This is a genomic window from Nocardia sp. NPDC005745, from assembly GCF_040630775.1.
Taxonomy (GTDB): domain Bacteria; phylum Actinomycetota; class Actinomycetes; order Mycobacteriales; family Mycobacteriaceae; genus Nocardia.
The window spans coordinates 1-11,956 of sequence record NZ_JBEXYF010000053.1; the positions used below are offsets into that span (position 1 = coordinate 1).

Consider the following 11,956-nt stretch of genomic DNA (forward strand, 5'->3'; position numbering starts at 1 on the left):
CCTGGCCACCATCCACATCGCCGCAATCAACCAATGGCTCCGAAACGGGTGAAGGCGGGCCACCGAACCCGCCCCCACTTCGACACAGGCCCTAGCCCTTCAACGCAGGCCATTGGAGTTCTTCGCCGAACTGCACCGGACGCCGGAACCGTTGGCGCGAATCCGATTGGGCAGCAGAGACGCATACCTGGTGACCGCCCCGGAGCTGATCGATTCGGTACTGCGCGGCAAGGCGGCGCACAGCGTCGAGAAGGGTGCGTTCTTCGAAGCCATGCGGGTGCTGCTGGGCGATGGTCTGTCGGTGTCGGCCGAGCCCAAGCATCTGCGGCACCGCCGCCTGATGGCACCGGCTTTTCATTACGAGAAGATCGCCGGCTACGTGCGAATCATGCAGCAGGAAGCCGATGCCATGGTCGACAGCTGGAGTGACGGCGCCCGATTGGAACTCGACGACCGGTTGCGGGTGCTGGCCATGCGAATCGTCGCAAAGGCGTTGTTCGCCAGTGAACTCGGTGCAGAGGTCGTCGCCGAGTCGCTGCGTTCGTTCCCGATCATCGTCGACGAGCTACCGAAACGCACCATGATGCCTTGGCTGGCGCACATACCGCTGCGCAACCGCACGTTCGACGCCGCGGTGCGCAGGCTCTCCGACGCGGTCGACCGCATCATCGCCGAATACCGGTCGAGCGACACCGATTACGGCGACCTGGTGTCTATGCTGCTCGCGGCGCGCTTCGACGACGGCACCGGCCTCACCGACCGCGAACTCCACGACGAGGTGATGACGCTCTATGCCGCAGGGTTCGCAACCACAGCCAACAGCCTGGCTTTCGCCTTCTACGAGCTGGCGCGGCGCGCGGATGTGCGGGAGCGCGTCGAGCAGGAAGTCGCCGAGGTGTTACGCGGCGGCCCGGTCACCGCCGACAACATCCAGCGTCTCGAGTACACCGAGCGAGTGATGGCGGAAACACTGCGCCGGTACGCTCCCACCTGGCTCGGTACGCGCGAGACGATCGAGGAGATCGACCTCGCCGGAGTCACGCTACCCCCGGGCACCACGCTCTTCTACTCGCCGTACACACTGCACAACAACCCGAAGCACTTCGCCGATCCGGCACGGTTCGACCCGGACCGATGGACGCCGGAATACCGCAAGACCGTAACCCGATCCGGGATATATCAGCCATTCGGCATCGGCAACCGAAACTGCATCGGCGAGCCATTCGCGTGGTACGAAGCGGTCACGATCCTGGCTACGGTCGTCGCACGGGCGCGTTTGGAGCTGGCTCCGGGAGCTAGGGTGCACGAGGTCGCGCGGGCCACACTGGAGGTGAACCACCTACCGGTGACGGTGCGGCTGCGCGGCTCGGCGCAGAACGCACCGTCAGCCTGACCACCAACCTATCGTTGCGGAGATTCCATCCTCATCGCTACCGAGCCACGGCGGCGAGGTCCACTCCCAACCACATCACGAAGCGATGGTCGGCAGTGCCGCACACACCCTGACCGCGCCGCCGGTTGGACACCTGGGTCGTCCGCCCAATCAGCGGAAGGCGACCATTGGATAAGCAGCGCCATACGCGAAAAGCCGCGCACTATCATGAATATAACGTCTACCAGGTGGGGAGGTAGGAATTTGTCCAGCCCAGAACACACTGACCGGCGAGTAGTGCCGACAGGTCGGCGAATGCGTTCTGTGGAACTCTGCGCAGGTGCCGGTGGACTCGCTCTCGGTCTTGAGCAGGCGGGATTCGATCCCATCCTGCTCCTCGACAATCGTGACGTCGCGTGCGCGACGCTACGGACGAATCGGCCTCACTGGAAAGTGCTCAACACAGACCTACTGAAGTTCGAACCGCGGTGGGATCTACCACAGTCGATCGATATCGATCTGTTAGCCGCAGGCCTCCCGAGAGTGAAGTCTGCGGCAACGGCATCGAGACAGCGTGGCAGCGGCTGGGAGTTGGAGTTGCTCGAGACCACAGGCCGGTTGGCGTCGGAACTGCGACCCCGTGCCTTGCTGATCGAGAACGTGCCCGACATGGTCACTCGACCCGAGTACGGTGACAGCCGGTCCCGGGTCGAGAAGTACCTCGATAGTGCTGGTTACGAGTACCGATGGCTGGTGATCGATGCGCGCGACTTCGGGGTACCGCAGCATCGACTCCTGGGCATCCTGGTCGCCTTGCGCGGCGGCGATATCACACGCTTCGAGACGAACTTGACTGCTCTGCCGCCCAGCCTGACCCTGACAGTCGGCACGGTATTGCGGCCTTCCATGGGTGCACGCGGCTGGCCTCAGGCCGACGAGTGGGCGGCACAGGCGAACGAGATCGCGCCCACGATCGTCGGTGGTTCATGGGACCGCGGCGGTGGGGACCTCGGGCCGAAGGGTTCTGTCAAAGCTTGGGCGAGAATCGGCGTCAACGCTCGGTCGATCAACGACGAGCTACCAGCCGTCGACTTCGTGTGGAACCCCGCTCTCGGGCCGGAACACATGGTGAAACTCACCGTCGAACAGGTCGCCGTGTTGCAGGGGTTTCCTGCGCACTGGCGTATCGAAGGCCGCAAAACCGCGCGATATCGCCAGGTAGGAAATGCGACCCCGCCACCCGCCGCGTGCGCGGTCGGCCTTGCCCTGCGGGCAGCGTTGACCGGCTGTTGAACGCGCTTCGGCGGCGCGGTGTCACGCCGCTAAGATCGCGAGTCATGCCCTCCGATCCACAAGAGCAACCGCGACCGCGCCAAGTCGACATGATCGACCTGTTCGCCGGCCCGGGTGGACTCGATGTGGCCGCGCGGTGGTTGGGCCTGAGCGTTTATGGATTCGAGTGGGACCGGAACGCATGCGCGACAAGGTCGGCTGCCGGCCTGAACGATCGCCCGCACGATGTACGTGATTTCGGACCTGGGAAAGCACCGAGCGCGTGGATACTAGCCGGTGGGCCACCCTGTCAGACTTTTACCGTCGCTGGTTCGGGAGCCGGCCGCAGGGCGCTCGATGAGGTTCTGCGGTACGTCGACCGGATGGGTCAGGGCGAGGACGTCTCTGCAGATCTTGCGACGCTGAAGGACGAGCGAACCGGTCTCGTTCTGGAGCCCCTGCGATGGGCGTTGGCCGCACACCGACGCGACGGCCCCTTCAAGGTGATTGTGCTGGAGCAGGTTCCAGCAGTTCTGCCTATCTGGCAAAAGATACGCACCGTCCTAGAGGAGATCGGGTATCACGTCCGCTGCGGCATCCTGCGTACCGAACAGTTCGGCGTCCCGCAAACTCGTCGCCGTGCGATCCTGATCGCTAGCCTCGATGGTGCGCGCGAACTCCCGACACCAACGCACCGCCCTTACCGCAAGGGCGTCGAACGCGCCGCGGGTGATTCCGATCTCCTTCCCTGGGAGACGATGGGCAGCGCGCTGAGTCGCGGCTACGACTTCCACGTCATCTCGAACTACGGCACCGGTGGCGATCCCAAACTACGAGGACGTCGCGGTTCTCGAGAACCGTCGGCGACTATCACCGGCAAAGTGTCGCGAAATAAGATCGTCGACGGCGCAGGGATCGAAAGTCCACGGTTCAGCTTGGCGGAGGCGGGCCGACTCCAGACATTCCCGCTCGACTATCCGTGGTCGGGCAACGACATCGCCCAGCAGATCGGCAACGCGATTCCGCCCGTACTGGCTCTGCACGTGCTGTCGGCTGCCCTCGGAAAGCAAGTGAGTCATGAGGATGCGCGAAAGGTTGTCGATCGTCCATGGATCGACACGCGTGACTCAGCCCCCCTTGACCACTTCGCGCGCATCGGCCAGCTGTTCGTCTGACCGTCTCGTAGCTGAACCAGGCCTCGACGCCGCACCTTCTGCGTCGAACCCCTCGGGTCCACCGGGCCCTGTAGCGAACCTGCGTCGGCGGCCGATACCTGACATCAGCGGGGTAACACTTCGTCCGCTTAGCCAAAAATCATCGGAACAAGCCGATACTGTTACCCGCAACGCGGGGGAGCCAAACCTCCCATCGTCGATGTAGGGGTAGCACGCAGTGGGAGATGCCGGTGAGCGATGTGATTGACGAGCAAGACGAACTGTTCGATGTATTCAGGTTGTTGCTCGATACGTACACGCCGGCCGAGGCGATCAAGAAGCTCCGACTGTTCTCCACGCCCGATGACGTCATCAAGCGGATCGTGGACCGTCACGAGCGAGAAGTCGTGCGCATCAAAGAGATGCGTGAGCCACCGTCTGTCGTGATCGACAACTACGAGACCTGGTACGCCGGGCCTCACCCCGATGACAAGCTGTGGCCGTCCATCAGCGCCGGGCTGGCCAAGGATGGCTGGCCGCAGACGTCCATCGATAGCTTGGACGGATCCTCGACGCGAGTCGTCTCACTCCTACAGCATCCGAGGCAGAGCTCCTTCTCGACGCGTGGTCTGGTCGTCGGTTACGTGCAGTCCGGCAAAACCACCAACTTCACGGCCGTGATGGCCAAGGCGGCCGACCGCGGCTACAAGCTGTTCATCGTGCTCGCGGGAATTCACAACGGCCTCCGCAGACAGACCCAAGCCCGCTTGGTTCAGCAGCTCGTAGAGCCGAATCCCACTCTGTGGTCCCAGATCACCGACCTGGATCATGATTTCCGACCGACCGCGAACCCTGCCAGCTTCTTCGGCAAGTCGAATAAGACCCACGTCCTTTGTGTCGTCAAGAAGAACGCCACCGTGCTGCGCAAACTGGTGAAGTGGCTCGGGGACGCTTCGGAGTATCTGGCAGATTGCCCGGCGCTGATCATCGATGACGAGGCCGACCAAGCGACTGTCGCGACGAAGTCGATCAACCCGTTGATCCGCCAGATCCTCAACACACTGCCGAAGTCGGCCTATGTCGGCTACACGGCGTCCCCGTTCGCCAACTTGCTGATCAATCCTGCCGCTGAGGATCTGTATCCAGAACACTTCATCGTGAATCTTCCTCAGCCGCAAGGTCATTTCGGTACAGAGGTGCTGTTCGGCCGGTACGCGTTGGATGGCGAAGATCCCAATGACGTCGACGACGGTTACGACATGATCCGCACTGTGCCCGACGACGATGTAGAACTCGTTCGACCGAAGACAAGGGCGGACGCCGAAGGCTTCTACCCGACTATTACGGACACCCTGCGTCGGGCGGTGCTGTATTTCTGGCTGACGACTGCTGCGCGGCGCGTGCGCGGCGGGGGAAATCCGCACTGCACGATGCTTATCCACACCAGCGTTCGCACCGCCGTGCACAACAGTTTCCGGGACCCTCTGCTGTCTTTACGAGCCAAGGTCGGACGCAACCTGGGGGATATCGCGCTACGAAGCGAGTTGCGTGCGCTCTGGGACGAGGAGACCTCTCGCGTGCCTGCTGCCGATTTCCATGAGGAGTTCGTCTCCTTCCAGGAACTCGAGGCAGAACTGCCCGGTGTACTGCGTGATTGCCGTGTGGTGATGGACAATTCGGAAAGCACCGACCGCCTCGACTACGAGAATGGCCCTGTCGTCGCGATCGCGGTGGGTGGCAACACACTGTCGCGCGGTCTGACGCTCGAAGGTCTGTCCGTCAGTTACTTCGTGCGTTCGGTCTCTACGTATGACACGTTGCTGCAGATGGGCCGCTGGTTCGGCTATCGCAAGGGCTACGCGGACCTGCCGCGCATCTGGATGACCAAGGAACTCGAGGACTGGTTCCGCCACCTGGCGACGGTCGAGACCGAGATGCGGCGCGACATCGATGTCTATATGACCGAAGGTAAGACACCGATGAACTTCGCGGTACGCCTTCGGACACACCCCGCGCTGCGCGTGACGGCAGCCGCAAAAATGAAGGATGCGGTGTCGGCGTCGTCGTCCTATGGTGGACAACGCGTCCAAACCAGATATTTCCGGCTGGAATCCGAGTGGCTGCGGCAGAATCAGTCGGCAGCACGCAAGCTCGTGAACGAGGCTGTCCGGATCGGTAGTGTCGAGGGAAGTCCTACAGATGGACGCTTCCTCGTTCGAGATGTCCTTAGTGATGCCGTACTGGAGTTTCTGCGAAGCTACCAGTTTCACGAGCGGTCGCAGGAGTGCGATGCGAAACTGATGGCGGGATACATCGAGAAGCGAATCCGAAACGCCGGGACACTGCGGCGTTGGAACGTCGCGGTGGTCGGGAAACCAGCCGATAACAGTCCGGAGCAGTTCGACTTCGCGCCGGGGATTCGCGTCGGAACAATCGTTCGATCGCAGTTTTCTTCTGGATCAGATTATTCCGACATCAAGACGCTTATGAGCCGTCGTGACGCAGGTTTGGACCTCGAGGGCATCACGACCAGCACGACCGAGGGAGATATTCAGACGGCTCGTGCTGCACAACAAGCCGACGCCGGACTGTTGGTGCTGTACCCGATCGACAAGGTTTCGGAGCCAGAGCCTTCGAAAGACAAGCGTCAACCGCTGAACGCACCGGAGCATGTCATCGGCGTAGGCCTGGTGTTCCCAAAGCCCAAGGACGACGACAGCACCGTCGCATGGGAAGCCAACTACATCTCGGCAGACCTGTCCGGCGTCGAGATAGAGGAGGAGGACTTCAGCGCCCTCGAAGCAGAGGACGTCTGATGTCAACAGAGATCAGGGATGTTCTTGACGATCATTGGCGACGCCTCGAACATCGTCCACCGTCGATGTCGTCGGTCGTTGCCGTCTCCGAGCTACCCGTGCCTACACCGAATGGATCGCTGGCAGCCGCGATCGACAGCGGGCGGAATCGGCACCTATTGGTGCCGGTCGGCGCGCATCAGAATGTACGCAAGGGGCTCAACGGTCCGGTCCTGATGTTGAACAAGCGGACCCTCGATGACGACAGGACCAGGCACGACTACGCCGATCTCGCCTGTCTTCGATCCGATCTCAGCGATATCTTCACGACCTTGTGCGCTGATGTCCTCATCGCAACCGAGGCGGCCCCCGAAAATCCGCTGAAGGTTCTCAACCGAGTACTCGATCGGTGGAAGTCGCTGTTTCAAAATCCGGGTCCGCCGCTGAGCCCGGAGCAACGAGCCGGACTGTTCGGTGAACTGATCGTGTTGGCGCGGCTACTCGAGCAGGACAGCAGTGCTCACCTGTTGTGGCGAGGGCCGTCAGGCTATCGTCATGATTTCGCGACCGACGCGGGAGCTCTCGAGGTGAAAACCTCGACAAGTCCTAACGGTCGCCGGATTCGCATCCACGGCCTCGATCAGTTGGAGCCGCCGATCAACGGTGTATTGGGGCTGGTCTGGCTTCGGCTAGAACCGACCGTGCGTGAGGGCATCGGCTTCCTCGACCTGATCGATCGCGTACTCGAACTTTCCGACGACGAGACGGCCGTCCTCAACAAGCTGGCATCGATCGGCTACCGCAAAGCCGACGACGACCATTACCGCCACGCCCGGTACGCAGTCGACGAACAACGCTGGTACAACGTCGATGTCGCGTTTCCGCGACTGACCACCGTCGACCTGGCAGCGGCCGCGATCTCCTCGAACGTGCGTGATGTCGACTACACAATCGACCTGTCGGGGGACACGCCAGGCCCGATGGAGGACAGCCAAGTGGAGCGACATATCCGGATGATGATCGAGGAGCATGTGTGACTGTGCCTGCTTGGGTTTCCCAGCCCTTTCCTCCGGAAGGCGCCAGCGCTGCGGAGGGAATAAGAAATCAACTCGGCAAGCCCGAACTCGATCATTTGACCATCCTGGTCCGCGAATCGGCGCAGAACAGCTGGGATGCTCGTAGCAGTGACGGCGTTTCGGTGGACTACCGCATCGATCTGCAGACAGTCAGCGCCGCCGACGCACCGGCATGGAGGGACAACCTGCTGCGTCGGGCTCCTGCCAAGCAGGTCCTTCCGCTCCGCGACTCATTGGTGCAGCCCACTCTCCGGGTGTTGTCGATCTCGGATCGGGGCACGCGGGGGCTGGGCGGACCGACCCGTGCCGATGCGGTCACCGAGAATCGCCGCGACTTCGTTGCTTTCCTTCGCAATATCGGTGAACCCCGTGACCAAGCGTTGGGCGGAGGCACCTACGGTTTCGGCAAAGGCATTCTCTATCTCGTCTCGAGACCGGGAACAATTCTGGTGCACACCCGATGCCAGTACGAGGGGCGCTACGAGACCCGATTGATGGGAGCGGCGCTGTGGAAGAGCTATGACGCGAGAGAGTCCGACCGCGATCGCCGCTATACCGGCAGGCACTGGTGGGGAGACACTTCCGGGGAAGTAATCGAGCCGCTCGTCGGCGCCGAGGCCGATGCGATGGCGCGGAAGCTCGGACTGCGACCGTTCGAAGACACCGAAACAGGGACGACGATCGTCATCCTCGACCCCGATTTGGAAGGGGCAGAGCCTGCCGCTGTAGCCCGATATCTCGCCGAGACCATCACATGCCAGTTGTGGCCGAAGATGATGCCCGATGTCAATGGCGTTGTTCCGATGCGATTCTCCGTAACCTGCGACGGTATCGAATACAAGGTGCCGCAACCCGCCGAGATGAAGTCTCTGCGCTTGTTCGTCTCTGCCTACCGTAAAATGGCGGGCAGCGAGGCACAAGAACTGCTCTGCCGCAGGCCGAAGAAGCTACTCGGGCGGTTTGCCGTGCACCAGTCGATGGCGCAGCGGTTCGAGCCTACCGACGCCGAGCGGATGGCCGGGTTCGAACATGGAATGGTGCATCATGTCTGCCTGATGCGCCCGGCCGAACTTGTGGTGACGTATTGGCCCGGACCAAAGCCCGCGAGCGAGTACTCCGCGTATGCAGGTGTCTTCCGAGCCGATACTGCGATGGACGAAGCCTATGCGGCGGCCGAGCCGCCGACCCACGACAATTGGAACTACCAGTCGCTGGACTATCCTGACTACTCTTTCGTCAAGATGACCTTCGTACGCATGAAGGAGGCCATCGAGCAGATGTTCGGCCCGCGTGGCAGCAGTGGGGTCGAGGTTGCACAAGTGTCGCTCGGGGCAGCCAGCGAACGCCTTTCGCCTCTCGTGGGCGGCGCGTGGGGTATCGGTGCGGCCACAGACTACGGTAAGCCAGGCGACACAGCACCGCCCGCTCGGGCGACACCCGCACGTCGCCCGAGTGGTCGACGACAAGAGGTCGATGAAATAGAAGAGGTGGAAGTTCCCGACACTGCGGGCATAGCGGGGCACGAGCTTCCTGGATCACTCGAGTGTGGGCAGGATACGAACTCGACCGACACCGATCCGTATGCCGAGGTCGTGAAGTCGGTCAAACAGCGACGGCGACGACCGAAGATCGAATACATCGGGGATCCGGAGCCAGAGGAGTTGTGGGGGAATGCCGTGGTGGTGCAGCGCTTCCGTGTGCCGGTCGGCATTCCGCAACGAGTCACCGTCGATCTGGCCGTTGCCCTGAACAGTGACGGCGGCCTAGAGATGGATCCCCCCGCCGGTGCCGATATGCCTGGCCTCGTCGGTTGGCAGGATCCGCACGGCGAGATCCACCAGGTACCGTCGTATGTCATCGAAGGTGGCGACGGCCAGATCTGGAAGGCCGTGGTGAAGCCTGCCTCCGACACCATGACCGATATCGTGCTCTACACCGAGGCGGTCGGCTGATGGCCCATCGCGTTCTTCCCTACAAGAAGCCGTCGCCGGCCGCCATAAAGGCAGGTGAGTGGCTGTTGTCGGTCGACGGCAACGAAATGCCGCTGCCGGAGTCCTACCCCCATTGGGACTATCAGACGACACTGAGTCTGCACCGCACTATCAAGGTCGATCTGCGCCGCGCCCTTGCGGAATCGACACTGGACCCGGGTACCGAACTCACTCTGGCCGCGATCTGGACATCGACGGGATCGAAACTCAGGGGAACAGTGATGCGCGCGGTGGTTCCCGGCAGCGGCGAAGTCGAATTGCGCGCCGATCTTCCGGGTGCGGATCTCGGTGGTGTCGTGCTGTTGGACACCGCCCTGGTACTCGCGCGGCGCCGACACGGCAGTGGTCGTCCAGTAGCACCCCGCCGTGGTGGCTCGGTCCTGTGGAGTGATCGAAGGCAGATTCGCCTACAAGGTGACGCTCCGCAATTCCCGATTGCCATAGTCGATTTCGACCGAACCGACTATCCCGGTGACGCGGCGTGGCACCTGGAGATCGGCACGAACCTCGATGCGGCGACGATGGGCTCTCTCCTCCTGCTCGTCAATGAGAAGAAGACCGTCGTCACCGAAGCCCTCCAACGCGCAAGCAGTCCGCGTATAGAAGACAGGATCGCACTCTCGGCGCTCTACGCCGACGTAGCCCGCACTATGGTGGACCACGCCCTACGCCTGAGCGAGTTCGATGACGACTCGCACTACGTCGATGAAACCTTGGGTGCCACACTGCAGGAACTGTTCGGCCGACTCTTCCCGGGCCGGTCCATCACGGATATCCGACTGGCAGCACAGGAATCCCCGAACCTGTTCGCGTCCGAACTGCAGGCGGCCGTGAAAATCTTCGAGGGGGTCGCGTGACACTTCTGTACCCTCGGTTGCTGCGCCACCGGGCGAAACTACTGGCGGCCGAATACAAGGAGCTCAGCCCGCTCGACCTGCACAACCGTTGGGCCATCGCTGACGAATCCGCGGTGTTCGTCGCGACCGGCGGTACCCGTGTCGACCGTGACAAATTGCAGTTCCTTCGCGACGTGGTCATCGACCTGGCCAAGGAGTCCGGCTTTCCGGAGCCACCTGATGCGCGCCAGAAGGTTTCCTTCGACCTCAACCTCGCCGTTGCGTTGCACAAGGAGATGCGCATCGCCCCGGCGGAAGCTGCCGCTGGCGACGTCTGGGCCTTTTTCGCCTTGATCGTTCTCCCCGACGTCGCTCACTGGCGCTACCCGAAACCGCCGGCCGACCGCGTCGTCGGTTCCGATCTCACTCGTCATGTCTTCGGCCGGATGTGGTGGCGAGCGCATCTGGTGTATTCTCCGGCCGATTCCGACCCGTATGCGGCACTGCATGTCCTAGGTGAAGCGGCTTTCGATCAGATCTACGCGCGGCGCGCGGCCTTGGGTGGCAGTCCACACTTGATCAAGTCGATCCTGCGAGTGTGGCGACGCATGGATCTCCGAGGTATGACAGAGCGAGAAATATTGCGGGACTTTCTCAAGCGACTGCTGCGCTTGGCACCGTTCGTCGTCTTCGAGGCACTGGACGAAGCAGCGTTGGACGAGGAACTCGTAGAGATCGCGAAGGAAACCGTGATCGGTGTACTGTCCGCAGGCGGCCGGATGTCGGTCGAGGAAGCCGGTAGCCGCGCAGAGCGTGTATTCGGTGAGTAGAGATGAACCCTCATTCTCTCACGCCCTTTCACCGATGCGGTCACACCGACAGCAGCGCACCGCAGTTTGTGCTGGACCTCCACTGCAGGCCCAGCGCCACCGCTGCCTCAAGGCGGGGCCCGGTGGATGAGGAGTGCCGGTATCAGCAGGTCCAACGGTGATATCTCGTCCGCGATCGTGACACCTTCGATTATCGGATCAAGGATCGGTGCGGCGTATAACCGGCCCGCATCAGGGCCGGCGACGCTGCGCGCACTGACGATCAGCTCGTACAGCACCACGGCAAAAAGGCGCACACGGTCGGCGTCGCCTATTTTGGGGTGCGCGGTACCGGTAGTTGTGTCGAGTGCGGTCAGCACGTCCGTGAGGACGTCGATTTCCGCCTCGGCCCGTGCGTCGTAGTTCATGATCCGGACCGCCGGTCATCGAGGGTGCCCAGAAGCTCGGCGAGTTCTCCACAGGACGAGGGGCGGTCATCGATCACCCGGATGCCGATCCATGGGCAGCGACCGCGAGCCGATCCGGCTGGAGTGGCATGTGGCGCGATTCGGCCTGCTACGAGCGGCACAACGAGATCACAGCAGAACTTCGATGGGCAGCGGACCGCCAGCAGTTCACCGGTCACATGAT

Annotated in this window: 8 protein-coding genes and 1 pseudogene; 8 read left to right on the plus strand and 1 reads right to left on the minus strand. The window is 62.3% G+C overall.

From position 1 onward, the window contains the following. Nucleotides 1–109: 109 nt before the first annotated feature. The 8 genes and pseudogenes from ABZ420_RS33885 to ABZ420_RS33920 form a co-directional block, all read left to right on the plus strand. A pseudogene (locus ABZ420_RS33885) lies at nt 110–1,393 on the plus strand (cytochrome P450); the annotation flags it as partial. Nucleotides 1,394–1,687: 294 nt separating this feature from the next. Next, nucleotides 1,688–2,665 carry a DNA cytosine methyltransferase gene (locus tag ABZ420_RS33890; protein WP_357131631.1) on the plus strand — a complete coding sequence of 326 codons (978 nt, stop codon included), beginning with the start codon at nt 1,688–1,690 and terminating at the stop codon, nt 2,663–2,665. A gap of 44 nt (nt 2,666–2,709) precedes the next feature. Beyond that, on the plus strand, nt 2,710–3,819 hold the full coding sequence (locus ABZ420_RS33895) for a DNA cytosine methyltransferase (protein ID WP_357131634.1): 1,110 nt from the start codon (nt 2,710–2,712) through the stop codon (nt 3,817–3,819). A 230-nt stretch (nt 3,820–4,049) separates the two neighbouring features. After that, nucleotides 4,050–6,614, plus strand: a complete 2,565-nt coding sequence (locus ABZ420_RS33900; protein WP_357131637.1) for a Z1 domain-containing protein — start codon at nt 4,050–4,052, stop codon at nt 6,612–6,614. Continuing rightward, nucleotides 6,614–7,630, plus strand: a complete 1,017-nt coding sequence (locus ABZ420_RS33905) for a PD-(D/E)XK motif protein (RefSeq protein ID WP_357131640.1) — start codon at nt 6,614–6,616, stop codon at nt 7,628–7,630. Before ABZ420_RS33900 ends, ABZ420_RS33905 begins: the two co-directional genes overlap by 1 nt. Next, entirely contained in the window at nt 7,627–9,621 is a 1,995-nt protein-coding gene (locus ABZ420_RS33910; RefSeq protein ID WP_357131643.1) for a hypothetical protein, read from the plus strand. Before ABZ420_RS33905 ends, ABZ420_RS33910 begins: the two co-directional genes overlap by 4 nt. After that, the gene (locus ABZ420_RS33915) at nt 9,621–10,517 is read left to right on the plus strand and encodes a hypothetical protein (protein WP_357131646.1); all 897 of its coding nucleotides are present in this window, start codon (nt 9,621–9,623) and stop codon (nt 10,515–10,517) included. The genes ABZ420_RS33910 and ABZ420_RS33915 overlap by 1 nt, the downstream gene beginning before the upstream one ends. Before the next feature lie 17 nt (nt 10,518–10,534). Continuing rightward, complete coding sequence (locus ABZ420_RS33920) at nt 10,535–11,326, plus strand: DUF6339 family protein (protein ID WP_357131649.1); 792 nt, start codon at nt 10,535–10,537, stop codon at nt 11,324–11,326. Between the two features lie 107 nt (nt 11,327–11,433). On the opposite strand, the gene ABZ420_RS33925 is transcribed toward ABZ420_RS33920, so the two are convergent. Beyond that, on the minus strand, nt 11,434–11,733 hold the full coding sequence (locus ABZ420_RS33925) for a hypothetical protein (RefSeq protein WP_357131652.1): 300 nt from the start codon (nt 11,731–11,733) through the stop codon (nt 11,434–11,436). Nucleotides 11,734–11,956: the final 223 nt, after the last annotated feature.